General features: G+C 71.0%; 20 protein-coding genes. 13 read left to right on the plus strand and 7 right to left on the minus strand.

Translation table 11 applies throughout. The features are described from left to right. Window positions 1-42 precede the first annotated feature (42 nt). The 7 genes from ACZ4FV_RS21095 (at window position 43) to ACZ4FV_RS21125 (ending at window position 7,214) form a co-directional block, all read left to right on the plus strand. A complete protein-coding gene (locus ACZ4FV_RS21095; RefSeq protein ID WP_395869903.1) occupies window positions 43-1,104 on the plus strand; it encodes a Gfo/Idh/MocA family protein in 1,062 nt (353 codons plus the stop codon). Further along, window positions 1,101-2,066 (plus strand): NAD-dependent epimerase/dehydratase family protein, encoded by a 966-nt coding sequence (locus ACZ4FV_RS21100; RefSeq protein WP_465323058.1) that lies wholly within the window; start codon window positions 1,101-1,103, stop codon window positions 2,064-2,066. Before ACZ4FV_RS21095 ends, ACZ4FV_RS21100 begins: the two co-directional genes overlap by 4 nt. 100 nt (window positions 2,067-2,166) lie before the next feature. After that, window positions 2,167-3,330 (plus strand): DegT/DnrJ/EryC1/StrS family aminotransferase, encoded by a 1,164-nt coding sequence (locus ACZ4FV_RS21105; protein WP_395869899.1) that lies wholly within the window; start codon window positions 2,167-2,169, stop codon window positions 3,328-3,330. Next, complete coding sequence (locus ACZ4FV_RS21110) at window positions 3,330-4,040, plus strand: acetyltransferase (RefSeq protein WP_395869897.1); 711 nt, start codon at window positions 3,330-3,332, stop codon at window positions 4,038-4,040. The genes ACZ4FV_RS21105 and ACZ4FV_RS21110 overlap by 1 nt, the downstream gene beginning before the upstream one ends. Further along, on the plus strand, window positions 4,030-5,166 hold the full coding sequence (locus tag ACZ4FV_RS21115; protein ID WP_465323059.1) for a DegT/DnrJ/EryC1/StrS family aminotransferase: 1,137 nt from the start codon (window positions 4,030-4,032) through the stop codon (window positions 5,164-5,166). The genes ACZ4FV_RS21110 and ACZ4FV_RS21115 overlap by 11 nt, the downstream gene beginning before the upstream one ends. Continuing rightward, on the plus strand, window positions 5,163-6,686 hold the full coding sequence (locus ACZ4FV_RS21120; RefSeq protein WP_465323060.1) for an MBL fold metallo-hydrolase: 1,524 nt from the start codon (window positions 5,163-5,165) through the stop codon (window positions 6,684-6,686). The genes ACZ4FV_RS21115 and ACZ4FV_RS21120 overlap by 4 nt, the downstream gene beginning before the upstream one ends. A 372-nt stretch (window positions 6,687-7,058) precedes the next feature. Further along, window positions 7,059-7,214 (plus strand): hypothetical protein, encoded by a 156-nt coding sequence (locus tag ACZ4FV_RS21125; RefSeq protein WP_395869891.1) that lies wholly within the window; start codon window positions 7,059-7,061, stop codon window positions 7,212-7,214. Window positions 7,215-7,321: 107 nt separating this feature from the next. Here ACZ4FV_RS21125 and ACZ4FV_RS21130 read toward each other — a convergent pair whose 3' ends face one another. The 3 genes from ACZ4FV_RS21130 to ACZ4FV_RS21140 form a co-directional block, all read right to left on the minus strand. After that, window positions 7,322-8,578, minus strand: coding sequence for a nucleotide sugar dehydrogenase (locus tag ACZ4FV_RS21130; RefSeq protein WP_395866496.1), 1,257 nt, complete (start codon window positions 8,576-8,578; stop codon window positions 7,322-7,324). Between the two features lie 56 nt (window positions 8,579-8,634). After that, window positions 8,635-9,264: a hypothetical protein gene (locus ACZ4FV_RS21135; RefSeq protein ID WP_395866494.1), complete on the minus strand. Its 630-nt coding sequence runs from the start codon at window positions 9,262-9,264 to the stop codon at window positions 8,635-8,637. Window positions 9,265-9,436: 172 nt separating this feature from the next. Beyond that, a complete protein-coding gene (locus tag ACZ4FV_RS21140) occupies window positions 9,437-10,903 on the minus strand; it encodes an aldehyde dehydrogenase family protein (protein WP_395866492.1) in 1,467 nt (488 codons plus the stop codon). 264 nt (window positions 10,904-11,167) lie between these two features. On the opposite strand from ACZ4FV_RS21140, the gene mfd reads away from it, so the two are divergent. From mfd to ACZ4FV_RS21155, 3 genes are all read left to right on the plus strand, one after another. Next, the gene (gene mfd / locus ACZ4FV_RS21145; protein WP_465323061.1) at window positions 11,168-14,725 is read left to right on the plus strand and encodes a transcription-repair coupling factor; all 3,558 of its coding nucleotides are present in this window, start codon (window positions 11,168-11,170) and stop codon (window positions 14,723-14,725) included. A gap of 218 nt (window positions 14,726-14,943) precedes the next feature. Continuing rightward, window positions 14,944-15,663 carry a SurA N-terminal domain-containing protein gene (locus ACZ4FV_RS21150; RefSeq protein ID WP_465323062.1) on the plus strand — a complete coding sequence of 240 codons (720 nt, stop codon included), beginning with the start codon at window positions 14,944-14,946 and terminating at the stop codon, window positions 15,661-15,663. A gap of 21 nt (window positions 15,664-15,684) precedes the next feature. Beyond that, the gene (locus ACZ4FV_RS21155; protein WP_465323063.1) at window positions 15,685-16,737 is read left to right on the plus strand and encodes a nucleoside triphosphate pyrophosphohydrolase; all 1,053 of its coding nucleotides are present in this window, start codon (window positions 15,685-15,687) and stop codon (window positions 16,735-16,737) included. Window positions 16,738-16,791: 54 nt separating this feature from the next. On the opposite strand, the gene ACZ4FV_RS21160 is transcribed toward ACZ4FV_RS21155, so the two are convergent. Genes ACZ4FV_RS21160 through sdhC form a run of 4 tightly spaced genes read right to left on the minus strand, consistent with a single transcriptional unit; the run spans window position 16,792 to window position 20,185 of the window. Then, entirely contained in the window at window positions 16,792-17,574 is a 783-nt protein-coding gene (locus tag ACZ4FV_RS21160; RefSeq protein ID WP_395866534.1) for a succinate dehydrogenase iron-sulfur subunit, read from the minus strand. After that, on the minus strand, window positions 17,571-19,328 hold the full coding sequence (gene sdhA / locus ACZ4FV_RS21165) for a succinate dehydrogenase flavoprotein subunit (protein ID WP_395866484.1): 1,758 nt from the start codon (window positions 19,326-19,328) through the stop codon (window positions 17,571-17,573). Before sdhA ends, ACZ4FV_RS21160 begins: the two co-directional genes overlap by 4 nt. A gap of 28 nt (window positions 19,329-19,356) precedes the next feature. Then, window positions 19,357-19,803 (minus strand): succinate dehydrogenase hydrophobic membrane anchor subunit, encoded by a 447-nt coding sequence (locus ACZ4FV_RS21170; protein ID WP_395866482.1) that lies wholly within the window; start codon window positions 19,801-19,803, stop codon window positions 19,357-19,359. Between the two features lies 1 nt (window position 19,804). Beyond that, complete coding sequence (gene sdhC / locus ACZ4FV_RS21175) at window positions 19,805-20,185, minus strand: succinate dehydrogenase, cytochrome b556 subunit (RefSeq protein ID WP_360307991.1); 381 nt, start codon at window positions 20,183-20,185, stop codon at window positions 19,805-19,807. Between the two features lie 393 nt (window positions 20,186-20,578). Here sdhC and ACZ4FV_RS21180 point away from each other — a divergent pair, with 393 nt between their 5' ends. The 3 genes from ACZ4FV_RS21180 to meaB are packed head-to-tail and all read left to right on the plus strand — an operon-like array spanning window position 20,579 to window position 25,697. After that, window positions 20,579-22,486: a methylmalonyl-CoA mutase subunit beta gene (locus ACZ4FV_RS21180; protein ID WP_395866480.1), complete on the plus strand. Its 1,908-nt coding sequence runs from the start codon at window positions 20,579-20,581 to the stop codon at window positions 22,484-22,486. Continuing rightward, entirely contained in the window at window positions 22,483-24,699 is a 2,217-nt protein-coding gene (scpA, locus tag ACZ4FV_RS21185; RefSeq protein ID WP_395866478.1) for a methylmalonyl-CoA mutase, read from the plus strand. Before ACZ4FV_RS21180 ends, scpA begins: the two co-directional genes overlap by 4 nt. Beyond that, window positions 24,699-25,697: a methylmalonyl Co-A mutase-associated GTPase MeaB gene (meaB, locus tag ACZ4FV_RS21190; protein ID WP_395866476.1), complete on the plus strand. Its 999-nt coding sequence runs from the start codon at window positions 24,699-24,701 to the stop codon at window positions 25,695-25,697. The genes scpA and meaB overlap by 1 nt, the downstream gene beginning before the upstream one ends. Window positions 25,698-25,707: the final 10 nt, after the last annotated feature.

Consider the following 25,707-nt stretch of genomic DNA (forward strand, 5'->3'; position numbering starts at 1 on the left):
GGCCCGTGCGGCCGGGGGGAGCAGGGGAGTTGACGTTCCGTCATGTCGAATTCCGGGTCTGGGCGGGCCATCGGGCTCGCCGTCATAGGGGCCGGCTATTGGGGGCCCAATCTGGTGCGCAACGCGCAGGCCACACCGGCCCTGCGGGTGGAGTGGTTGTGCGACCTCGACGAGGTCCGGGCCCGTGCGGTCCTGGGTGAGTACAGCACGGTCCGGGTGAGCACGTCGTACCAGGACGTCCTGGCCGACCCGCGTGTGCAGGCCGTCGCGATCGCGACGCCCGCCGGAACCCACTTCGACCTGGTCGCGGCGGCTCTGGAGGCGGGCAAGCACGTCCTGGTCGAGAAGCCGATCACATCCGATCACGCGGACGCGGTCAAGCTGGTCGAACTGGCCGAGCGCAACGGTCTGACGCTGATGTGCGACCACACGTTCTGTTACATGCCGGTGGTCCGGCACATCCGCGACTTGATCCACGGCGGCGAACTGGGCGACATCCGCTTCATCGACTCGGTGCGGATCAACCTGGGTCTGGTCCAGCCGGATGTGGACGTGCTGTGGGATCTGGCGCCGCACGACCTGTCGATCCTGGACTTCATCCTGCCGCTCGGGGTGCGACCGGTGTCGGTGTCCGCGCACGGCGCGGACCCGCTGGGCACCGGCCGGGCCTGTCTGGCCTACCTGGTGGTGCGGCTGAACACCGGCGCCATCGCGCACATCCATGTGAACTGGCTCTCGCCGACCAAGGTGCGCACCACCATCATCGGCGGTTCGCGGCGCACCCTGGTGTGGGACGACACCAATCCCACCGCCCGCCTCCAGGTGCACGACAAGGGCATCGATCTCGCCGAGGACGCCGCGCTCAGCCCGGAGGCCCGGCGGGAGAAGCAGATCTCCTACCGGGTGGGCGACGTCGTCTCGCCCGCGCTGCCCGAGCGGGAGGCGCTGCGCGCGGTGATGGCCGAGTTCGCCGAGGCGATCGGTACGTCCCGGCCCGCGCTCACCGACGGTCGCGCGGGTCTGCGCGTCCTGGAACTGCTGGAGGCCGCCACGCGCAGCCTGGAACTGGGCGGCGTCACCGTCGCGCTGGGAGAACTCCGATGAGTGTCGAGATAGCCGGTTCGCGCTGTGTGGTCACCGGGGGGGCCGGGACCATCGGATCCACCATCGTGGACCACCTGTTGGCCGCCGGCGCGGCGAAGGTGGTCGTGCTGGACAACCTGACCCGGGGGCACCGGGGCAACCTGGCCCGGGCGCTCGCCGACGAGCGGGTCGACCTGGTCGAGGGCGACATCCGCGATCGCCCGCTGCTCGCCCGCCTGATGCCGGGCACCGACGTGGTGTTCCACCTCGCCGCGATCCGGATCACCCAGTGCGTGGAGGAACCCCGGCTCGCGCTGGAGGTGTTGGTGGACGGCACCTACGACGTCATGGAGGCGGCGGTCGCCGCCGACGTGCGCAAGGTGGTCACCTCCTCCTCCGCGTCGGTCTACGGCCTCGCCGAGGAGTTCCCGACCACCGAGCGGCACCACCCGTACGACAACGACACGCTCTACGGCGCGGCCAAGCTGTTCAACGAGGGCCTGCTGCGCAGCTTCCGGGCGATGTACGGCCTGGACTACGTCGCGCTGCGCTACTTCAACGTCTACGGTCCGCGGATGGACGTGCACGGTCTGTACACCGAGGTGTTGATCCGCTGGATGGAGCGGATCGGCAAGGGGGAACCCCCGTTGATCTTCGGCGACGGCTTGCAGACCATGGACTTCGTGTACACCGAGGACATCGCGCGCGCCAACCTCCTTGCCGCGCGCGCCGATGCGAGCGGCGAGGTGTTCAACATCGCGTCCGGGAGCGAGACTTCGCTGCGCGGGTTGGCCGAGCGGCTGCTGGTGGTGATGGGCGCGGACGGGCTGGGGATCGAGTACGGCCCGGCCCGGGCGAGCGGCGGGGTGACCCGACGGCTGGCCGATACGACCAAGGCGGCAAGGGAGTTGGGCTTCACCGCCGAGGTGGACATCGACGAGGGGCTGCGTCGACTGGTGGCGTGGTGGCGGGACGCGGCCTGATCCGACCGGAGCACCGAGGGGGTTCGGTGCGTACCGGGTGCGGGCGGGCGCGGCGGGGACATGGGTTGGCAGGGCGGACCGGGCTGGGGGAACAGGCACGATGAGCATGGAACGAATTCCGGTGATGCGCCCCTGGATGGGCGAGGAGGAGGCCGCCGCGGCGGCCGACGCGGTGCGCTCGGGGTGGGTGGCCCAGGGGCCCCGGGTGGTCGCCTTCGAGCAGGCCTTCGCGGACCATGTCGAGGTGCCCGCGGCGATCGCGGTCTCCTCGTGCACCACCGCGCTGCACCTGGCGTTGATCAACGCCGGGGTGGGGCCGGGCGACGAGGTCGTGGTGCCCTCGTTGTCGTTCGTGGCGACCGCGAACGCGGTGCGCTACGTCGGCGCGCGACCGGTGTTCGCCGATGTCGATCTCGGCACCGGGAACCTGACCCCGGAGACGATCGAGACGGTACTCACCGCCGCGACGCGCGCGGTGATCCTGGTCGACCAGGGCGGCATCCCCGCCGATCTGGACGGCGTGCGGGCACTGGTGGACGGCCGGGGCATCGTGGTGGTGGAGGACGCGGCGTGCGCGGCGGGCTCGACCTACAAGGGCCGCCCGGTGGGCGCGGGCGCGATGTCCGCGACCTTCTCGTTCCACCCGCGCAAGCTGCTGACCACCGGCGAGGGCGGCATGCTCACCCTCGCGCGCGAGGGCGCGGCGCCTCGGCTGCGCCGGTTGCGCGAGCACGGGATGAGTGTGAGCGCGGCCGACCGGGACGCGGCGGACCGCGCGGGCGGGGCGCCCGTGGTGGAGAGCTACGACGAACTGGGCTTCAACTACCGGATGACCGACATCCAGGCGGCGGTCGGCCTGGTGCAGCTCGGCCGGTTGCCGGCCATGGTCGCCCGTCGGCGCGAACTCGCGGCTCGTTACCACGAGTTGCTCGCCGACGTGGCGGGCCTGGAGACGGCTGCGGACCCGGCGTACGGACTGACCAATTATCAGGCGTTCTGGGTGCTGCTGCCCGAGGACTTCCCCGTGTCGCGCGACGACCTGCTCGGCGAGCTCGCCCGGGCCGGGATCTCGGCGCGTCGGGGGATCATGGCGGCGCACCTGGAGCCGGCGTACGCGGACGTCGAGCACGTGCCGCTGCCCGCGACCGAGCGGCTGACCCGGGACTCGCTGATCCTGCCGCTGTTCCACGAGTTGACCGAGGCGCAGCAGGACCGGGTGGTCGCCGCGGTGCGGGCGGCGGCCGGCGTCCGGGCGGCGGTCTAGTGTCCTTTCGCGACCTGCTCCTGGTCGGAGCCGGGGGATTCGCCCGCGAGGTCGCCGCGGCGATCCCGGAGTTCCGCGCGCCGCGCGGTAGTTCCGGATGGCGGTTGCTCGGTTTCCTGGACGATGATCCGGCCCGGTGGGACACCGAGGTGGACGGCTTCGCGGTGCTCGGCGGGGCCGACGCGGCGCACAAGTGGCCGGACGCCCTGGTGGTGGTGTGTGTGGGGAGTCCGACGAACTGGTGGAGCCGCTCCCGGGTGGTGGCCCGGCTGGGCCTGCCGGACAGCCGCTGGGCCACACTCGTGCACGTGAGCGCGGTGGTCCCGCGCACGTGCGAGGTGGGGCCGGGCGCGGTGTTGATGGCGCAGACGGTGTTGACCACCTCGGTCCGGGTGGGCGCGCACGCGCACGCCATGCCGCAGGTGGTGCTGACCCACGACGACGACGTGCGCGAGTTCGCCACGCTGGCCTCGGGGGTTCGGCTCGCGGGTGGGGTGACGGTGGGCCGGGAGGCGTACCTGGGGGCCGGTGCGCTGGTGCGCGAGCAACGCGTGATCGGCGCCCGGTCGCTGGTGGGGATGGGCTCGGTCGTGACGCGGGACGTGCCGCCGGCCGAGGTGTGGGCGGGGGTGCCGGCCCGCCGACTGCGGTCGGCGCCGATTCCCGCCGCCGAGCCGCAACGACGAGGGGGAGATGCGGATGAGTGCTGACCTGGACCGGATTCCGTTGGTGGACCTGGCCGCGGCACACGCCGAGGTGGCGGCCGAGGTCGAGGCCGGCATCGCCCGGGTGCTGGCCACGTGCGCGTTCGTGGGCGGTCCCGACGTCGCGGGCTTCGAGGCCGAGTACGCCGAGTTCTCCGGCGTCGCGCACTGCGTGGGTGTGGCCAACGGCACCGACGCGGTGGAGTTGGCGCTGCGGGTGCTGGGCGTCGGCGCGGGCGCGGGAGTGGTGATGCCGGCGAACACGTTCGTGGCGACCGCCGAGGCGGCCGTTCGCGCGGGCGCGCGGCCCGTGTTCGCCGATGTGGACGACGAGTACCTGTTGCTGGACCCGCAGCGGGCCGCCGAGGCGCTGGGCGGCCCGGTCGAGGTCCGTGCGCTGCTGCCGGTGCACCTGAACGGGCAACTGGCCCCGATGGGCGCGCTGCGGGCGCTGGCGGACGCCCGCGGGCAGGCCCTGGTGGAGGACGCCGCGCAGTGCCAGGGTGCGACCCAGGACGGCCGCGGGCCCGGCACGTGGGGGCCCGACGCGATCGCGGCGACCAGCTTCTACCCGGGCAAGAATTTGGGCGCGTACGGCGATGGCGGCGCGGTGGTGACGAATAGCGAGGCGTACGCGCTCGCGCTGCGCGAGATGCGCGACCACGGCTCGTCGCGCAAGTACGTGCACACACGCCTTGGCTTCAACTCGCGCCTGGACACCATCCAGGCCGCGGTGTTGCGGGCCAAGCTGGGCCGGCTGGCGCAGTGGAACACGCGGCGGCGAGCGGTCGCGGCCCGCTACGACGCGCTGCTGGCCGGGGTCGAGGGGGTGCGGGTGCCGCGGACCGCGCCGGGCAACGAGCACGTGTGGCACCTGTACGCGGTCCGGGTGCCCGAGCGGGACAAGGTGCTCGCGCTGCTGAACGAGGCGGGGGTCGGCGCCGGCGTGCACTACCCGGTGCCGGTGCACCTACAGCCCGCGTTCGCCGAACTGGGCTACGCGCGCGGCGACTTCCCGGTCGCCGAGCGGGCCGCCGAGCAGATCCTGACGTTGCCGCTGTATCCGCAGCTCACCGTCGCACAGCAGGAGCGCGTCGTGGAGGTGCTCGCGGGAGCGCTGAGCCGGCTGTGAGGCCCGGGTCCGACGAACGGCCGGCGGGTGCGCCCGCGCCCGGCGCGATCCGCTATCTCGGCCACGCGGGCTTCACGGTCGCGCACGCGGGCGTCTCGCTGCTGATCGACCCGTGGTTCCATCCGGCCTTCCTCGGCGCGTGGTTCCCGTTCCCGGACAACCGCGAACTGCTGCCCGGGGTGCTCGCGGGCGGGCACGACCTGCTCTACCTCTCGCACCTGCACGAGGACCACTTCGACGAGCGGGTGCTGGACCGGCTCGACCGCGGCATCACCGTGGTGCTGCCCAGGTACCGGTCCAAGTCGATGGTCAAGCGGATGGGCGCGCTGGGCTTTCGCGAACAGGTGGTGCTGGGTCACCGGGAGTCGTTCACGCCCGCGCCCGGGCTGACCCTGACCATGTTGCTGGACACCAGCCACAAGGAGGACAGCGGCCTGCTCGTGGATCTGGCCGGCTTCCGCTTCCTGGACCTCAACGACTGCAACACCCCGCTGGGCGAACTACCGGGCGACATCGACCTGTTGTCCGCGCAGTACTCCGGTGCGATGTGGTACCCGAACGCGTACGCGTATCCGGAGGAGACCCAGCGCAAGAAGACCGCCGAGGTGCGCTCGGACCTGTTCGACACACTGGTGCGCAAGGTTCGGCTGACCGGGGCGCGCGCGTATCTGCCCTCGGCCGGTCCGCCGGTGTTCCTGGATCCCGAACTGGCCCGGTACAACGACCGGGAGGAGACGATCTTCCCGCTGTGGGACGCGTTCGCCGACGACTTCGCGGCGGCCTGTCCCGGCGTGCGGGTGATCGAGGCCGCGCCGGGCGACGACCTGAGCGCGCCGACCGGACCGGTGGCCCACTGGCGAACCGACGCGTACCTGAGCGCGTACCGGGACCGCCGCGAGGCCGAGTGGCGGGCGTACGGGGACCGCGCCTTCGAGCCGGTCACGGCGAACGAACTGGACGCCTATCTGGCCCGGTTGCAGAGCTGGAACAAGCGCTTCCTGGGCGACTGGCGCAAGGATGTGCGGCTGACCTCGGACGGCGGTTCGTGGTCGGTGCGGCTGGGTCGGATCGCGGGCGACATCGTGTTCGAGGAGGAACCGGTGGATCCCGCCTACACGATCGAGGTTCCGCAGCGGGCGCTGCGCGCGATCGTGGACGGCGCGGTCGGGTGGGAGGAGGCACTGCTGTCGATGCGCCTGGGTCTGGCCCGCGACCCGGACGTGTTCGACCTGACCCTGATGAGCCTGCTGCGCTACGGCGAGCACCCGGCGCAGACCATGCAGATGGTCCGTGAGCGCGAATCGGCCGCGCACGGCGAGTCGATCGAGCGGTGCGGGGTGCGGATGCAGCGCTTCTGCCCGCACGCCGGCGAGGACCTGTCGCACGCGGACATCGAGGCCGGCGTGCTGGAGTGCCCGCGGCACCACTGGAAGTGGCGCCTGGACACGGGGGAGTGCGTGTCGGGCGGCACGGTGCCGCTGCGGGTCGAGCCGACCGGTCCGGATGCCCCGAGTCGGTGAGGGTCGCCGCCGCTCGCTCGAGACACACATTCGGGCCGCATGGGTTGACATAACGTCTCGCGCCTATCGGCAGTCGACCGGCTCGTCTTGTGTGCCGTCACCCTTGCGAGCGAGCCCGCGCAACCCGTTCGGCCTATTTGTAATAGAAGATCATTGATCGCGGTATTGCATCCTTTGTATGTCGATAACGACGCGTTAGGCATTCGAAAGGAGAACGTTCTTCTCCGGAACGTCCTGGTTTCGTCACGAGCGTGTCATGGCGTGTCGAGTGTCGGTCGCGCGGCGGTCACAAGTGCTGCGGTGTGGCCGTCCGAGTCATTCGCGTCCCTCGGTCGGGACGGGGTGGCGCCCGTGATGTCTGGGAGGTTGTCCATGAGCACCTGGGGATGGGTCTGCCAGGAGAACGGTTGTTCGTCGAAGTCCGACGGCGCCCGTCAGCGATACCGGTCGAAGGACGCGGCACAGGTGGCGGCCAAGGCGCACACCAAGGCCACCGGGCACAAGACGAAGATCGTCGAGTACAGGTAGTCGGCGGGCGTCACCCGCCGGACGCGGATGACGGCACGAGCGGGAACAGGCCGGGCCGGCGCGCGGTGGTCGACATCCACGACCACCGCGCGCCGGCCGGAACGGCCCTACAACACCTCGATGTTGGGTCCCGCGCCGAGCACCCGACGACAGTCGAGCACATAGTCGGCGGCACGCAGCAGATCCAGGTCGACGTCGTCGTGATCGACGAGCAGGACGACCGCGTCCGCGGCGGCCACCGTCTCCGCGGTCAACTCCACCCGCCGCAAACGGGCGTCCACGACCTGGGCGAGATCCACGTGCGGGTCGGCGGCGGTGACCTCCGCGCCCAGGCTCAGCAACAGCCGGGCCACGTGCGCGGACGGCGACTCCCGGGCGTCGCCGGTGTTCTTCTTGTACGCGAGTCCCACCAGCAGCACCCGCGAGCCGTTGACCGACCGGCGCCGGGTGTTGAACGCGGCGGTGAGCCGGCGGATCACGTAGTCCGGCATGTGGTTGTTGACGTCGTTGGCCAACTCCACGAAGCGAAAGCTCTGACCGAGCGCGCGCTGCACCCGCCAGGACAGGTACGACGGGTCGATCGGCAGGCAGTGCCCGCCGACGCCCGGCCCCGGGGTGAAGCGCAGGAACCCGAACGGCTTGGTCGAGCAGGCGTCGATCGCCTCCCACACGTCGATGCCCAGATCGTGGGCGAACATCGCGACCTCGTTGACGAGCGCGATGTTCACGTGCCGGAAGGTGTTCTCGATCAGCTTGACCAATTCGGCCTCCTTGGGCGAGGAGACCGGCACGACACGGTCGATCAGCGACCCGTAGAAGTCCTCCACGACCGCGAGCGAGGCGGCGTCCACCCCGGAGACCACCTTCGGGGTGTTCACCAGGTTCCAGGTCGGGTTGCCCGGGTCGATCCGCTCCGGGCTGTAGCCCAGGTGGAAGTCCCGGCCCGCGGTCAGGCCGGAGCCCTCCTCCAGGATCGGGCCGACCAACTCCTCGGTGGTGCCCGGGTAGGTGGTCGACTCGAGCACCACGCAGGCGCCGGGCCGCAGGTAGCGGGCCAGCGTGCGCGCGCACTCCTCGATGTAGCTCAGGTCCGGGACGCCCTCGCGCAGCGGCGTGGGCACGGTGATCACCGCGATGTCGTAGCCGCCCAGGTCGCGCGGCTCGGCGGTGGCCCGATAGCTGCCCGCGTCCAGGATCGCCCGCACGTGCGCGGACGGGATGTCCTCGACGTACGACTCGCCCGCAGCCAGTCGCTTGACCCGCCCCTCGTCGACGTCGTAGCCGACCACCTCGTGGCCCACCTGTGCGGCCCGAACCGCCAGCGGCAGCCCCACGTACCCCTGACCGGCGATGACAACACGCATCCGAGAATCCCCCTCCTCGCGCAACCGCCCACCCCCGAGCGGCTGGTGACGCAACGTCAGGTGCGGCCCGGCACGTGATCGGCACGCGGCTTGGCCACCACCCAGGACGACACGAGCCCGGCCACGCGTTCGCCGCGCACCACCGCCCCGGGAAAGCGCGAGAGCAACTCGCCCCGCCGGGCCGGGAAAACCGCGGGCGCCGAACCGACGACCCGCGAGCGCACCCGGTCCGGCATCAGATGCAGCGCCGGCAGCGAGGTCTGCGGATCGAGCGGGTGCTCGCGGGCGGCGGCGCGCAGCCAATAGCGCTCCGCGCTCGCGTGCACGACGTCGGCCAGTCGGGCCCGCGCGGTCGGCACGGCCAACCGATCCAGCAGCCCGTCGCACACCACCAGGTCGCAACTCCCGGACCACTCCAGCGGATCGGCCGCCTCGCGGACCAACCACGAGGCGAGCTCGGCGGACTTGTCCGCGGCGTCGACCACGCGCACGTGCGCCGGCCGGACCGGGGCGTGCCACCAGAACTCGGCCGAGCCGCCCAGGTCCACCACCCGCAGCCGCTCGATGTCCGGGAACGCCTCGCGGAACCACAGCCATCGCCGCGCCCGCGCCCCGGCTTCCACCTGCGTGCGCGCGGCTCCCGCGCGCACCGACCAGGCCCGGACCAGACGTTGCGGTGGTGACATCGTGCGCGATCCCCCCTGACGAGCCCGCGACCGAGCGCCCCGGGCCGAGCTCAGGTTATGGCCATAACCCGACCCCCACGCGGGAAACCGGCGAACCCGGGACGGCCCGGACGCGAACATGCGAACGGCCCCGGGGAAGGATCCCGGGGCCGTTCGCGGTCATCGCGAGCGGTCAGGCACTGGGCCAGACGATGCTCTGGATCTCGCTGTAGGCGGCCAGTCCGTACGAGCCGCCGTCGCGGCCGACACCGGACTGCTTGAAGCCGCCGAAGGCGGCCTCCATGTTGCGCCCGACGGTGTTCACACCGACACCGCCCGAGCGCAGCCGGCGGGCGATGCGATAGGCGCGCGTGCTGTCGCCGGAGAACACGTAGGAGAGCAGACCGTAGTCCGAATCGTTGGCGATCCGGATCGCCTCCTCCTCGTCCCCGTCGAACGGGATCACCGTGACCACCGGGCCGAAGAACTCCTCGCGCGCGATGGTCATCTCGTTGGTCGCGTCCGCGAACAGCGTGGGCGCGACGTAGAAGCCCTTCTCGAAGTCCGGCCGCTCGCCGCCGACCACCAGGCGGGCGCCCTCCTCGCGGCCCTTGGCGATCAACGCCTCCACCCGGCCGCGCTGCACCGCCGAGATGACCGGGGTGACCTGGGTCGCCGGGTCCAGCGGGCTGCCGACCTTCAGACCGCGCGCGTGCTCCGCGAGCCGCTCCACCAGCCGGTCGTAGATGCCGCGCTGGGCGATCACCCGGGTCGGCGCGGTGCAGATCTGGCCCGCGTAGAAACTCCACACGGTGCCGATGCCGTGCACGGCCGCGTCCAGGTCCGCGTCGTCGAGCACGACGCACGCGCCCTTGCCGCCGAGCTCCATGAGCTGACGCTTGAACGTGCGTCCGGCGACCTCGGCGATCCGCGAGCCGATCAGCGTCGAACCGGTGAAGCTGATCATGTCCACGTGCGGCGAGGCCACCGCCGCCTCGGAGACGTCCACGCCCGAGCCGGTGATGATGTTCAGCACGCCGGCGGGCAGCCCGGCCTCGGCCAGCGCCTCGGCCATCCGGTACACCGCCAGCGGGTCCTGCGGCGCGGGCTTGACCACGACCGTGTTGCCCATCGCCAGCGCGGGCGCGACCTTGCCCGCGGTGTTCGCGAGCGGGTTGTTGTACGACGTGATGCAGGTGACCACACCGACCGGCTGGCGGATCTCCTGCGCGCCGAAGATGCCCGCGCGGCTCAACGCGGTCTCCGGGGTCGGCTGCGGGTTGAGCGCGAACTCGGTCGGCTCCAGCGCGCCCTTGGCGTAGCGCTTGAAGCGCGAGTATGTGGTGCCCAACTGCATCATGCCCGCGACCGCGAGCGTGGCGCCGGTCTCGGCGGAGGCGAGCGGGACCACCTCGGCGCCCATCTTCAGGAACAGGTCCGCGGCCCGGTCCAGGATGCCGGCGCGCTCCTCGGGAGTGGTCCTCGACCAGGTGTCGAACGCCTCGGCCGCCGCCGCCGCGGCCGCGTTCGCCTGCTCCACCGACGCCTCGGGCGCCAGGCCCACGACCTCCTCGGTCGCCGGGTTGATCACTTCGTAGTGACCACGCTCCGGCTCGACCCATTCGCCGCCGATGTAGAGCTTCTGCTGCGCGCTGCTCATCGTGTCCGTCGTCTCCCCTGGTCCAGCCGCTGCCCCGGACTCCCGACGCGCCGTCGAAAATCCGACGACCCGTCAGATTCCTGTTCGCAGGCCATTGGACCCCCTAACAGTCGCATTGCCAAGAGGGTGGGGTAGGCGGTGCTGGTCACAGTCACGCATTGTCATCGCGGGCCACACGGACCCCTTCGGGCGTAGGGTTGTCGGGGAACCCCGGTCCTTTTCCAAGGTCGGGGCCGTTCGCGTTGCGGAGGATCCAACCGGCCCATGAGCCTGACCGGTCTGCTAGACATCGTCGTCCAGGACCCCGCCGTCGCCGAGGCGGTGCGGGCCGCGTCCGAGGGCCGCGGTACCGCCCTCGACCTCGTCGGACCACCGGCACTGCGCCCGTTCGTGGTGGCCGCCATCGCGGCCCGCGCGGATCGGCCCGTGCTCGCGGTCACCGCCACCACCCGCGAGTGCGAGGACCTGGTGGCGGCCCTCGGGTCGCTGCTGCCCGAGGACTCCGTCGTGGAGTACCCCTCGTGGGAGACACTGCCGCACGAGCGGCTCTCCCCGCGCTCGGACACCGTCGGGCGCCGCCTCGCGGTGCTGCGCAGACTCGCGCACCCGACCTCGGGCGGCCTCGCCGACTCCGGCACCGGAACCCTCAAGGTCGTCGTCGCGCCGATTCGCAGTGTGCTCCAGCCCCAGGTCAAGGGGCTGGGCGAGCTGGAGCCGGTGGCCCTGACCGCCGGCCTGGACATCGCCCTGGACACCGTCGTCGAGCAGCTCGCGGCCGCCGCCTACTCCCGGGTCGACCTGGTGGAAAAGCGCGGCGAGTTCGCGGTGCGCGGCGGCATCCTGGACGTCTTCCCGCCGACCGAGGAGCATCCGCTCCGGGTCGAGTTCTGGGGCGACCAGGTGGAGGAGATCCGCTGGTTCAAGGTCGCCGACCAGCGCTCCCTGGAGACCGCCGAACACGGTCTGTGGGCACCGCCGTGTCGCGAGTTGCTGCTCACCGACGAGGTCCGCGAGCGGGCCCGCGAGTTGCTCGAGGAGCACCCGGGTCTGGTCGAGATGCTCGGGCGGATCGCCGAGGGCATCGCGGTCGAGGGTATGGAGTCGCTCGCGCCCGCCCTGGTGGACGACATGGAGCTGCTCCTGGACGTGCTGCCGGCCGGGAGCCATGTGCTGGTCTGCGACCCGGAGCGGGTGCGCACCCGTTCGGCGGACCTGGTGGCCACCAGTCGCGAGTTCCTGGACGCCTCCTGGGCCGCCGCGGCGGGCGGCGGGGAGAGCCCGATCGACCTGGGCGCGGCGTCGCTGTGGAGCCTGGCGGACGTGCGCGAGCACGCCCGCGAGATCGGCGTGCCGTGGTGGTCGCTGAGCCCGTTCAGCGCGGACGCCGACGACGCGGGCACCGAGATCGGCGCGGTCGAGGTCGAGGCCTATCGGGGCGACGCGCAGCGGGTGCTGGCCGAGATCAAGGGCCGGCTCGCCGAGGACTGGCGCGTGGTGCTGGTCACCGAGGGCCACGGCCCGGCCGCGCGCTTCGTCGAGACGTTGTCCGGCGAGGGCGTGGCCGCCCGCCTGGACGGCGACCTGGCCCAGGTGCCCGACACCGGCATCGTGCACGTGACCACGGGCTGCATCGGCCACGGCTTCAGCTCCGAGCCGCTGCGCACGCTGGTGCTCACCGAGGAGGACGTCTCCGGCCAGCGCACCTCCACCAAGGACATGCGCCGGCTCCCCAGTCGACGGCGCAACATGGTCGACCCGCTGCAACTGCGGGCGGGTGACTTCGTGGTGCACGAGTCGCACGGCGTGGGGCGCTACGTCGAGATGGTCCAGCGCACCGTGCAGGGCGCGCAGCGCGAGTACCTGGTCCTGGAGTACGCGCCGGCCAAGCGCGGCCAACCCGGCGACCGGCTGTTCGTGCCCACCGACCAGCTCGAGCAGGTGACCAAGTACGTCGGCGGCGAGAGCCCGTCGCTGCACCGGCTCGGCGGTGCCGACTGGGCCAAGACCAAGGCCAAGGCGAAGAAGGCGATCAAGGAGATCGCGGGCGACCTGATCAAGCTCTACTCGGCCCGGATGGCCGCACCCGGACACGCGTTCGGCCCGGACACCCCGTGGCAGCGCGAGCTGGAGGACGCCTTCCCCTACATCGAGACGCCCGACCAGCTCTCCTCGATCGAGGAGGTCAAGGGCGACATGGAGAAGCCGATCCCGATGGACCGGCTGATCTGCGGCGACGTCGGCTACGGCAAGACCGAGATCGCCGTGCGCGCGGCGTTCAAGGCGGTCCAGGACGGCAAGCAGGTGGCCGTACTCGTGCCCACCACGCTGCTCGTCCAGCAGCACTTCTCCACCTTCTCCGAGCGCTACGCGCAGTTCCCGGTCGTGGTCAGGTCGTTGTCGCGGTTCCAGACCGAGACCGAGGCCAAGGCCGCCCTGGAGGGCCTGCGCGAGGGCTCGATCGACATCGTGATCGGCACCCACCGGCTGTTCTCGTCCGAGACGAAGTTCAAGGACCTGGGCCTGGTGATCGTCGACGAGGAGCAGCGCTTCGGCGTGGAGCACAAGGAGCAGCTGAAGAAGCTGCGCGCGAACGTGGACGTGCTGACCATGTCCGCGACGCCGATCCCGCGCACCCTGGAGATGGCGGTCACCGGCATCCGCGAGATGTCCACGATCACCACGCCGCCCGAGGAGCGGCACCCGGTGCTCACCTTCGTCGGTCCGTACGAGGAGAAGCAGATCGGTGCCGCGATTCGGCGCGAGCTGCTGCGCGAGGGCCAGGTCTTCTACATCCACAACCGGGTCGAGTCGATCGACCGCACGGCCGCGAAGATCCGCGAGATGGTGCCCGAGGCCCGGGTGGCCATCGCGCACGGCCAGATGCACGAGAACGCGCTCGAACAGGTGGTCGTCGACTTCTGGGAGAAGGAGTTCGACGTCCTGGTGTGCACCACGATCGTCGAGTCCGGCATCGACATCTCCAACGCGAACACGCTGATCGTGGAGCGGGCCGACAACTTCGGCCTGTCCCAGCTCCACCAGCTCCGCGGCCGGGTCGGCCGAGGCCGCGAGCGCGCGTACGCGTACTTCCTGTACCCGCCGGAGAAGCCGCTGACCGAGACCGCGCACGAGCGGCTCGCCACCATCGCCCAGCACACCGAGATGGGCGCGGGCATGTTCGTGGCGATGAAGGACCTGGAGATCCGCGGCGCGGGCAACCTGCTCGGCGGCGAGCAGTCCGGGCACATCGCGGGCGTGGGCTTCGACCTGTACGTGCGCATGGTGGGCGAGGCGGTCAACCAGTACAAGGAGCTCGCGGCGGGCGGCGGGGGCGTGGAGGAGACCCCGGAGATCCGGGTCGAGCTGCCCATCGACGCGCACGTCCCGCACGACTACGTGCCCGGCGAGCGACTGCGGCTGGAGGCGTATCGGCGGATCGCGGCGATCACCTGCGAGGCGGACATCGACGCGGTGCGGGCCGAACTGGTGGACCGTTACGGGCCGTTGCCGCAGCCGGTGGAGAACCTGTTGGAGGTGGCCCGGTTCCGTGCGCACGTGCGCGGCGCGGGCGTCGCCGATGTCACCCTCCAGGGCAACTTCGTCCGGTTCGGGCCGGTCGACCTGCGCGAGTCGCAGCAGTTGCGACTCCAGCGGCTCTACCCGAAGACCCTGGTCAAGACGGCGACCCACCAGATCCTGGTGCCCAAGCCGATGACCGCGCGGATCGGTGGTCAACCACTGCGCGACGTCGCGCTGCTGGCGTGGGCGCGAGACCTGGTGGACGCGATCCTGCTGGAGCCGATCGGCGCGGCGAAGAAGTGACCAGGAATCCCGGGCCGGCGCGACCCGCCGGCCCGGGACCCGGTGCGGCCCGCCGGCCCGAGACGTCGCCGGTCCGCCGACCCGGCCCGGATGATCTTGGCCAAAGTGCGGACTTCGAGCGTGCCCACCCGTATCTTTGATCGTTGGTCATGGGTCGCACGCCTGCCGTGGCCGACAGTCGCACCGCCGTACAGCGCCATCGAGCCCCGGGAGTTCGTGTGAGTCGCACGTCGCGTTCCGTCCCTGTCGATTCCGCGCACCGCCGGTGCCGGTCCGCGGCCCGGGCCCGGGTGGCCGCGCTGGGCCTGGTGCTCGTCACCGGTTTCGCGCTCACCGGCTGCTCGGAGTCCAAGGCCGGCGCCGCCGCCGTGGTCGGTGGGGACCGGATCGAGATCTCCACCCTGAACGCCAAGGTCGACAAGCTGGAGCAGGCGTTCTCCCGGAACAACCTGTCGCTGGCCGGCACGAGCGCCCAACTGGAGGCCAATCAGGCCGAGTTGGTGCAGCTCATCTCGCGACGGGTGGTCGACGAGGCGGCCCGGCGCAACCACATCACGCTGAACGCGACCCAGGTGCTCGCGGCCCGGCGCACACTGGAGGCGCGCTTCCCCAGCCCGGAGGCGCTGCAGGTCCGGCTGTTGCAGACCGGTGTGCTGCCCGGTGAGGTGGACGACTTCGTCCGCACCGAGGCGCTCAAGCCGGAGATCGCCAAGGCACGCGGGATCCAGCTCGGCTCGGCCGATGCCCAGGAGCGGCTCGAGGCGTACCTGAGCGACGTGGCGAGCTCGATGAAGATCACGGTCAACCCCAGGTACGGCACCTGGGACTCGGCGAAGCTGACCACGGCCGCCGCGGCGTACTCGTGGCTCGCCCCGGGCACCCAGCCCGCCGGGGCCGGCCTCACCGAGGTCGTGCCCGGCGCGGGGGGCGGCGCCTGACCCGGACCGTAGGCTGGCCGGGTGAGTGACTCGCCTGCTTCCGCGCCGCCCGCCCGTCTCGTCCTGCTCGCCGGGACCCACCGGGTCGCACCCGGTCTGTTGAGCTGGCCCGCGTGGCACACGCTGCGCGAGGCCACCGACACGCCGACCGGCTGCGTGTTGTCCGCCGACGCCGACCACCCGCAGCTTCCATATCTGCGCGAGGCGGGGGTCGAGGTCGAGATCCTCGACCCGGACGCGGGCTCGCGGGTGCTCGCGCGCCGGCTGCTGGAGCGGGCCCGGACCGGCCTGGTGGTGTGGCTCGCGGCCACCGACGACGATCCGGGCCTGGGCGCCGCGCTCGCGCAGGTCGCGGCGGGCGGTGAGGACACCGAGCCGATCCCGGAGATCGAGCTGTTGCCCGGCGCGTGGGACCTGCCGGGCGCGCGACTGCTCGACCTGGTCGCGGTGATGGACCGGCTGCGCTCGCCCGGCGGTTGCCCGTGGGACGCGAAGCAGACCCACGAGTCGCTCGCGCGGTATCTGGTCGAGGAGACCTACGAGCTGGTCGACGCGATCGACTCGGGGGACCGCGAGCACCTGCGCGAGGAACTCGGCGACGTGCTGATGCAGGTGTTCTTCCACGCCCGGGTGGCCGAGGAGGACGAGGCCGACCCGTTCTCGATCGACGACGTGGCCGGCGCCATCGTGGACAAGCTGATCAGCCGTCACCCACACGTGTTCGCGGACGTCGAGGCGGATACGCCGGAGGCGGTCGAGGCCAACTGGGACGCGCTCAAGGCGGCGGAGAAGAGCGACCGGGACTCGGCACTGGACGGGGTGGCGCTGAGCCAGCCGGCGCTGGCGCTGGCGGCGAAGTTCCTGTCCCGCACCCGCAAATCGGGTCTGACCGTGCCCACACCCACGCTGCCGACGGCCTTCGAGGACGACGACTACACCGGCCCCGAGGCGATCGGCGACCTGCTCCTGGCCGTCACCGAACTCGCGGCCCGCCACGGCGTCGACGCCGAGACCGCACTGCGCGCCGCGACCCTGCGCCACGGCGACCGGGTCCGCGCGGTCGAGCGCGGCTAGAAACGCACGAGGGCCCGGAACCGATCGGTTCCGGGCCCTCCTCGCGTCAATCGATCACACGCGGCGGAAGATCAGCGCACGCTTCACTTCCTGGATCGCCTTGGTGACCTCGATGCCACGCGGGCACGCCTCGGTGCAGTTGAAGGTCGTACGGCAGCGCCACACGCCCTCCTTCTCGTTGAGGATCTCCAGGCGCTCCTCGGCGCCCTCGTCCCGCGAGTCGAAGATGAACCGGTGCGCGTTGACGATCGCGGCCGGGCCGAAGTACTGCCCGTCGCTCCAGAACACCGGGCACGACGTGGTGCACGCCGCGCACAGGATGCACTTGGTGGTGTCGTCGAAACGCTCGCGATCCTCCGGGCTTTGCAGACGCTCGCGCGTCGGCTCGTTGCCCGACGTGATCAGGAACGGCATCACGTCCTTGTACGCCTGCATGAACGGGTCCATGTCGACGACGAGGTCCTTCTCCAGCTTCAGGCCCTTGATCGCCTCGACCGTGATCGGCTTGGACATGTCCAAGTCCTTGACCAGGGTCTTGCAGGCCAGCCGGTTGCGACCGTTGATCCGCATCGCGTCCGAGCCGCAGATGCCGTGCGCGCACGAGCGCCGGAAGGTCAGCGAACCGTCCTGCTCCGCCTTGATCTTCATCATCGCGGTCAGGATGCGCTCGGTCGGGTCGGCCTCGACCCTGAAGTCCTGCCAGTACGGCTCCGCGTCGGTCTCCGGGTTGAAGCGGCGGATCCGCAGCGTGATCGTGATCAGGGTGTGGTCACGCTCGGCGGCCGTGGCTCCGTGCCCCTTGCCGGGCGCGGTCTCTTCCACTACGGCAGTCATCAGTACTTACGCTCCATCGGCTGGTAGCGGGTGACCACGACCGGCTTGTAGCCCAGGCGGATCGAGTGCTCGCCCTTCGCGTCGACCTCGCGGTACGCCATCGTGTGCTTCATGTAGTTCTCGTCGTCGCGCGCCTGGAAGTCCTCGCGCGCGTGCCCGCCGCGGGACTCCTTGCGGTTCTGCGCGCCGACCACCAGGACCTCGGCGAGGTCGAGCAGGAAGCCCAGCTCGATCGCCTCGAGCAGGTCGGTGTTGTACCGCTTGCCCTTGTCCTGGATGGAGACGTCCAGGTAGCGCTTCTGCAGGCTCTTGATGTCCGCGAGCGCCTGCTTGAGCGTCTCCTCGGTGCGGTAGACGCCGGCGTTGGCGTCCATCGTCTCCTGCATCTCGGCGCGGATCGCGCCGACCCGCTCGGTGCCCGCGCTGTCCCGCAGCCGCTCGATCAGCTCGACGACCGTGGCCTCGGGGGCCTCCGGCAGCTCGACGAAGTCGTGCGTCGTGGCGTATTCGGCGGCGGCGATGCCGGCGCGCCGACCGAACACGTTGATGTCGAGCAGCGAGTTGGTGCCCAGACGGTTGGAGCCGTGCACCGATACGCAGGCGACCTCGCCGGCCGCGTACAGGCCGGGCACCACCGTGGTGTTGTCCGAGAGCACCTCGGCCTCGACGTTGGTCGGGATGCCGCCCATCGCGTAGTGCGCGGTGGGGTACACCGGGACCAGCTCGGTGGTCGGCTCGACGCCCAGGTAGGTGCGCGCGAACTCGGTGATGTCGGGCAGCTTCTCCTCGATCTGCTCCGCCGGCAGGTGGGTCAGGTCGAGGTAGACGTAGTCCTTGTTCGGACCCGCGCCGCGGCCTTCGAGCACCTCCAGGACCATCGAGCGCGCGACGATGTCACGCGGCGCGAGGTCCTTGATGGTGGGCGCGTAGCGCTCCATGAAGCGCTCGCCGTCCGCGTTGCGCAGAATGCCGCCCTCGCCGCGCGCGCCCTCGGTGAGCAGGATGCCCAGGCCCGCGAGGCCGGTCGGGTGGAACTGGTAGAACTCCATGTCCTCCAGCGGCAGCCCGCGGCGCCAGGCGATGCCCATGCCGTCACCGGTGAGGGTGTGCGCGTTCGAGGTGGTCTTGAAGACCTTGCCGAAGCCGCCGGTCGCGAAGATCACCGACTTGGCCTGGAAGACGTGGATCTCGCCGGTGGCCAGCTCGTACGCCACCACGCCCGAGGTGGTCTTGTTGCCCGCCTCGTCCTCGGCCAGCAGCAGGTCGAGCACGTAGAACTCGTTGTAGAACTCGACGTTCTGCTTGACGCAGTTCTGGAACAGCGTCTGCAGGATCATGTGGCCGGTGCGGTCCGCCGCGTAGCACGAGCGGCGCACGGCCGCCTTGCCGTGGTCGCGGGTGTGGCCGCCGAAGCGGCGCTGGTCGATCCGGCCCTCGGGGGTCCGGGAGAAGGGGAGGCCCATCTTCTCCAGGTCCAGGACGGCGTCGATCGCCTCCTTGCACATGATCTCCGCGGCGTCCTGGTCGGTGAGGTAGTCACCACCCTTGACCGTGTCGAACGTGTGCCACTCCCAGTTGTCCTCCTCGACGTTCGCGAGGGCGGCGCACATGCCGCCCTGCGCGGCGCCGGTGTGCGAACGCGTCGGGTACAGCTTGGTCAGTACGGCGGTACGGCTGCGCTTGCTCGACTCCAGGGCCGCGCGCATGCCGGCGCCGCCCGCGCCGACGATGACGGTGTCGTACTTGTGGGTCTGCATGATGCTCGTTCAGTCCTCGGGGTACTGGTCAGCTGCCGATGTTCGGGTCGAAGGTGAAGATCACCAAGGTCCCCAGGAAAAGCACGATCAGCGCGGACGTGTAGAGCAGCGCCTTGAGCCAGAACCGGGTCTGGTCCCGCTCCGCGTAGTCGTTGATGATCGTGCGCAGACCGTTGACACCGTGCAGCTCGGCGAGCCACAGCATGATGAGGTCCCACGACTGCCAGAACGGCGAGGACCAGCGGCCCGCGACGAACGCGAAGCCGATCTTGGACACACCGCCGTCCAGGACGAGCTGAATGATCAGGTGGCCGATGACCAGGACGACCAGGAGGACGCCCGACAGCCGCATGAACAGCCAGCCGTAGAGCTCGAAGTTGGTCTTGGTCGAACGCGGTGAGCGCTTGCTGCGCGGAGACTCGATCGACGGACCGCCGCCGTGGATCTTGGGCGCGTTTTCGATGGTGGCGGACACTTCAGCTCCCGAAGATGGTCTTGATCGAGTGCTGCAGGATCGGGTAGGCACTCCCGGCCATCAGCACGACCCAGACGCCGACGACAGTCCAGAGCATCTGCTTCTGGTAGCGCGGGCCCTTCTCCCAGAAGTCCACCGCGATGATCCGCAGACCATTGAGTGCGTGGAACAGGATGGCCGCGACGAGCCCGTACTCGAGCAGGTTGACGAACGGGTTCTTGTAGATCTCGATCGTCTCGTCGTACGCCTCGGGCGATACGCGAACGAGTGCGGTGTCGAGGACGTGCGCGAACAGGAAGAAGAAGATGAGGACGCCGGTGACTCGATGAGCCACCCATGACCACATGCCTTCCCGGCCGCGGTAGAGCGTTCCAGCCGGCACGGAAACTACCCTCCGGGTGCGGTACAAGGGGGACGCGGCCGGCTGGGAGGGTGTCCGCATTCCGTGTCGGACCCTCTGGTTGTCGGTCGGCCCGGCCGGGTATCGGTCGCCCGGCCCCGGCCATGGTAGCCACCGATGAGGGAGCCTCTTGTGCCAGGGCGCGCGATGTGATCCATTCCGCATGACGGAGTGGAACCATCCGGGTGACCCGGACGTCGAGGGTCACGATTCGCTGACGCCCCGTCAGCACCCGTACGGGTGAAGCCGCACGGGTGCGGACGAAAGATCGAGGCAAGCGCTGCGCCGCAGGTCGAAGATGTGACCGGCGGGTAGGGCCGGCATCACATCGGCAGTGCGTATTCATCGGCCCCGTCGGTCCATACGATGCGACCCATGACGGAGGCTACTGTCGATGGCGGCACGTCTACCGGGTCCACCTTCGCGAGCCAATTCCCGCAGCCCACGCGGGAACAATGGCAGCGCCTCGTGGCCGGCGTGCTCCGCAAATCGAAGGTGCTGGGCGAGAACGACGCGCCCGAGCACCCCGAAGACCTGCTGGCGACCACTACCTACGACGGCATCAAGCTGTCCCCGCTGTACACGGAGGCGGCCGCCCGGCCGGGCGTGCCCGGGCTGAGTCCGTTCGTCCGGGGCTCGCGCGCGGCCGGACACGCCGCCGACGGTTGGGACGTGCGCCAATCGCACGCCGACTCCGATCCGGCCCGCGCCAACGAGAGTGTGCTCGCCGATCTGGAGAACGGGGTCACGTCCGTCTTCCTGCAGGTGGGCGACGGCGCGCTGGCGCCGGCGGACCTGGCCCGCGCGCTCGACGGCGTGCTGCTCGACCTGGCACCGGTGGCCCTGGCCACCGGTGCCGACTTCGTCGCGGCCGGCGACGCGTTGCTCGCGGTGTTCCGCGCGAGCGGCATCGCGCCGGGCGAGCCGCGCGGCAACCTGGGCGCCGACCCGATCTCGCACCACGCGCGCACCGGGGCGGGCGCCGACCTGGTGGCCGCCGCGGACCTGGCGGCCCGCGCGCACGCCGAGTTCCCCGGCCTTCAGGCGATCGCCGTGGACGGGCAGCCGTACCACGAGGCGGGTGGCTCGGAGGGCCAGGAGCTGGGCGCGGCCACCGCCGCCGGTGTCGCGTACCTGCGCGCGCTGACGGCTGCCGGGCTCGACGTGGACACCGCCCTGGGCCTGGTCGAGTTCCGCTTCGCGGCCACCGCCGAGCAGTTCCCGACCATCGCCAAGCTGCGCGCGGCCCGCCGGTTGTGGGCCCGGGTCGCGCAGGCGTCCGGTGCCTCCCCGGCGGCCGGCGCGCAGCGCCAACACGCGCTCACCTCGTGGGCGATGACCACCCGGCGCGACCCCTGGGTCAACATGCTGCGCACCACGGTCGCCTCCTTCGCGGCCGGCGTCGGCGGCGCGGACGCGGTCACCGTGCGCGCCTTCGACGCGGCGATCGGCCTGTCCGACCCGTTCTCGCGGCGGATCGCCCGCAATACCCAGGCGCTGCTCCTGGAGGAGTCGCACCTCGCACAGGTGATCGACCCGGCCGGCGGCTCGTGGTTCGTCGAGCAACTCACCGACGACCTCGCCCGCACCGGCTGGGCGTTCTTCCAGGAGATCGAACGACGCGGCGGGATCGTCGCGGTGCTCGACTCGGGCTGGCTCGGCGAGCGCCTGGCCGAGGTCCGAACCCGGCGGGACCGGGACATCGCCCACCGGACCGACCCGATCACCGGCGTCAGCGAGTTCCCGAACCTGACCGAGGCGCCCGTCGTGCGCGAACCCGCGCCCGACGTCCCGGTCTCCGCCGCCGGGCTGCCCCGGGTGCGTTACGCCGAGGCGTACGAGTCGCTGCGCGACGCCTCGGACGCGCTGCTGGCCGCGTCCGGCGAGCGCCCGAGCGTCTTCCTGGCCACCCTGGGCCCGCTCGCGCAGTACACCGCGCGGGCCGGCTTCGCGACCAACCTGTTCGCCGCCGGTGGCATCGCCGCCGTCGAAGCGGGCATCACCGCGGTGGACGAGGGCGCGGTCGAGCAGATCCTCGAGCGCTGGACGGCGGCCGGCCGCCCGGCGACCGCCGTGCTCGCCTCCTCGGAGAAGCTGTACGCGACCCTGGCGGCACCGGTGACCGCGGCGCTGCGCGCGGCCGGCGCCCGCCGGATCCTGATCGCGGGCCAAAAGGCGCACGGAGCGGAGCCGGACGGGTACGTGTACACCGGGTGCGACGCGCTCGAGGTCCTGCACGCCACGTACCAGACCCTGGCGGAATCCCCGGAGGGGGCGAAATGAGCATTCCCGACTTCACCCAGGTCGAGCTCGACGCGCCCGCGTCCGGTGACCTCGACGCGTGGCGGGACGCCGTGCGCGAGGAGACCGGCAAGGACGCGGACGCGCTGACCCACGACACCCCCGAGGGCATCCCGCTCAAGGCGCTGTACACCGAGGAGGACCTGGAGGGGCTCGACTTCCTGGGCACCTACCCGGGCATCACGCCGTTCCTGCGCGGTCCGTACCCGACGATGTACGTCAACCAGCCGTGGACGATCCGCCAGTACGCGGGCTTCTCCACCGCCGAGGAGTCCAACGCCTTCTACCGGCGCAACCTGGCGGCGGGCCAGAAGGGCCTGTCGATCGCGTTCGACCTGGCCACCCACCGCGGCTACGACTCGGACCACCCGCGGGTGACCGGCGACGTGGGCATGGCGGGTGTCGCGATCGACTCGATCTACGACATGCGGCAACTCTTCGACGGCATCCCGCTGGACCGGATGTCGGTGTCGATGACGATGAACGGCGCGGTGCTCCCGGTTCTCGCGCTCTACATCGTCGCGGCGGAGGAGCAGGGGGTGGCACCGGAACACCTGACGGGGACGATCCAGAACGACGTCCTCAAGGAGTTCATGGTCCGCAACACCTACATCTATCCGCCCAAGCCCTCGATGTCGATCATCTCCGACATCTTCGCGTACACATCGCAGAAGATGCCGAAGTTCAACTCGATCTCGATCTCCGGCTACCACATCCAGGAGGCCGGGGCCACCGCCGACCTGGAGTTGGCGTACACGCTCGCGGACGGCATCGAGTACCTGCGCGCCGGTGTCGCGGCGGGCCTGGACATCGACGCGTTCGCGCCGCGTCTGTCGTTCTTCTGGGCGATCGGGATGAACTTCTTCATGGAGGTCGCCAAGCTGCGCGCGGCGCGCCTGCTGTGGGCCGACATCGTCAAGTCGTTCGGCGCGAAGAACCCCAAGTCGTTCTCGCTGCGCACGCACTCGCAGACCTCGGGCTGGTCGCTGACCGCGCAGGACGTGTTCAACAACGTGGTGCGCACCTGCCTGGAGGCGATGGCCTCGACCCAGGGGCACACCCAGTCGCTGCACACCAACGCGCTCGACGAGGCGCTCGCGCTGCCGACCGACTTCTCCGCCCGGATCGCGCGCAACACCCAGTTGTTGCTCCAGCAGGAGTCGGGCACGTGCGACGTGATCGACCCGTGGGGCGGCTCGGCCTACATCGAGCGGCTCACCCACGACCTGGCGGTCCGCGCCCGCGAGCACATCGCCGAGGCCGAGCGGGCGGGCGGCATGGCGTCGGCGATCGCCGAGGGCCTGCCCAAGCTGCGGATCGAGGAGGCGGCGGCGCGCACCCAGGCCCGGATCGACTCGGGCCGGCAGTCGGTGATCGGCGTGAACAAGTACCTGGTCGCCAGCGACGAGGCGATCGACGTGCTCAAGATCGACAACAAGGCGGTCCGCGAGGGCCAGTTGGACAAGTTGCGCAGGTTGCGCGAGGAGCGCGACGAGGACGCGGTGCGCCGCGCGCTGGCCGCGCTGTCCGGCGCGGCGCAGGCCGACGTCGAGGGCACCCGGCCGCGCGACCTCGAACACAACCTGCTCGCGCTCGCGGTGGACGCCGCGCGGGCCAAGGCCACCGTCGGCGAGATCTCCGACGCGCTGGAGTCGGCCTACGGGCGCCACCAGGCGCAGATCCGCACGCTGACCGGGGTGTACCGGGAAGAGGTGGGCATGTCGCCGAACGTCGAGACGGCCCGCTCGCTGGTCGCCCGGTTCGAGGAGTTGGAGGGCCGCCGCCCGCGCATACTGGTCGCCAAGATGGGCCAGGACGGGCACGACCGGGGCCAGAAGGTGATCGCCACCGCGTTCGCCGACCTCGGCTTCGACGTGGACGTGGGCGCGCTGTTCCAGACGCCGGGCGAGGTGGCCCGACAGGCGGTCGAGGCGGACGTGCACGTGGTCGGTGTGTCCTCGCTCGCGGCCGGTCACCTCACCCTGGTGCCGGCGCTGCGTCAGGAACTCGCCGCGCTGGACGCCGAGGAGATCATGGTCGTGGTCGGCGGGGTGATCCCGCCCGCCGACGTGCAGCCGCTGCTGGACATGGGCGCCACGGCGGTCTTCCCGCCCGGCACGGTGATCGCGGACGCCGCGGTGGACCTGCTCAGGGGCCTGTACAGGCAGTTGGACCACGAGCTGCCGGTCGACTGATGGCACGCGTGATCGACGTCGGCGCGTACGCCGAGGGCGTGCTCGCGGGCAACCGGACGATCCTGGCCCGGGCGGTCACGCTGGTCGAGTCCACCCGGGCCGACCACCGCGACCTCGCGCAGGAGTTGCTGGTCAAGTTGTTGCCGCACGCCGGCGGTGCCCACCGGGTGGGCATCACCGGCGTGCCGGGGGTGGGCAAGTCCACCTTCATCGAGACGCTGGGCACCCGGCTGACCGGCGAGGGGCATCGGGTCGCGGTGCTCGCGGTGGACCCGTCCTCCTCGCGGCACGGCGGCAGCATCCTGGGTGACAAGACCCGGATGGGCCGACTCGCGGTGGACGACAACGCGTTCGTGCGCCCCTCGCCGACCGCCGGCACCCTGGGCGGCGTCGCGCGGGCCACCCGCGAGTCGATCGTGCTGATGGAGGCGGCGGGCCACGACGTGGTGCTGGTGGAGACGGTCGGCGTGGGCCAGTCCGAGACCACCGTGGCGAACATGGTCGACTGCTTCCTGTTCCTGACCCTCGCGCGCACCGGCGACCAGCTCCAGGGCATCAAGAAGGGCGTGCTGGAACTGGCCGACGTGGTCGCGGTGAACAAGGCGGACGGCGAGTACGCGCTCGCCGCCCGCCGCGCGGCCCGCGAACTGGCGGGCGCGCTGCGTCTGATGCGGCGCGCGGGGGAGTCGTGGACCACGCCGGTGCTGACCTGTTCCGGCCTGTCCGGGGAGGGTCTGGACGAGGTCTGGGAGACCATCCTCAAACATCGGCGCACGCTGGAGGAAACCGGCGAATTGGCCGAATTGCGCCGCCGGCAACAGGTCGACTGGACCTGGGCGACGGTGCACGACTCGCTGCTCGCCGAGCTGCGCGGGCACCCCTCGGTTCGGGCTATCGTGCCCGACCTCGAACGCGACGTCCGCGACGGCCATCTCACCGCGACGCTTGCCGCGTCTCGCATCCTGGACGCGTTCCATGGGCGGCAAGGGCAGTCCTGATCAATGGGGC

It is taken from the genome of Embleya sp. NPDC025285, from assembly GCF_055558835.1.

Coding starts and splice junctions, on each gene's coding strand:
- ACZ4FV_RS21095 (WP_395869903.1), top strand. CDS start 43: ATGTCGAATTCCGGGTCTGGGCGGGCCATCGGGCTCGCCGTCATAGGG.
- ACZ4FV_RS21100 (WP_465323058.1), top strand. CDS start 1,101: ATGAGTGTCGAGATAGCCGGTTCGCGCTGTGTGGTCACCGGGGGGGCC.
- ACZ4FV_RS21105 (WP_395869899.1), top strand. CDS start 2,167: ATGAGCATGGAACGAATTCCGGTGATGCGCCCCTGGATGGGCGAGGAG.
- ACZ4FV_RS21115 (WP_465323059.1), top strand. CDS start 4,030: ATGAGTGCTGACCTGGACCGGATTCCGTTGGTGGACCTGGCCGCGGCA.
- ACZ4FV_RS21125 (WP_395869891.1), top strand. CDS start 7,059: ATGAGCACCTGGGGATGGGTCTGCCAGGAGAACGGTTGTTCGTCGAAG.
- ACZ4FV_RS21130 (WP_395866496.1), bottom strand. CDS start 8,578: ATGCGTGTTGTCATCGCCGGTCAGGGGTACGTGGGGCTGCCGCTGGCG.
- ACZ4FV_RS21135 (WP_395866494.1), bottom strand. CDS start 9,264: ATGTCACCACCGCAACGTCTGGTCCGGGCCTGGTCGGTGCGCGCGGGA.
- ACZ4FV_RS21140 (WP_395866492.1), bottom strand. CDS start 10,903: ATGAGCAGCGCGCAGCAGAAGCTCTACATCGGCGGCGAATGGGTCGAG.
- mfd (WP_465323061.1), top strand. CDS start 11,168: ATGAGCCTGACCGGTCTGCTAGACATCGTCGTCCAGGACCCCGCCGTC.
- sdhA (WP_395866484.1), bottom strand. CDS start 19,328: ATGCAGACCCACAAGTACGACACCGTCATCGTCGGCGCGGGCGGCGCC.
- ACZ4FV_RS21180 (WP_395866480.1), top strand. CDS start 20,579: ATGACGGAGGCTACTGTCGATGGCGGCACGTCTACCGGGTCCACCTTC.
- scpA (WP_395866478.1), top strand. CDS start 22,483: ATGAGCATTCCCGACTTCACCCAGGTCGAGCTCGACGCGCCCGCGTCC.
- meaB (WP_395866476.1), top strand. CDS start 24,699: ATGGCACGCGTGATCGACGTCGGCGCGTACGCCGAGGGCGTGCTCGCG.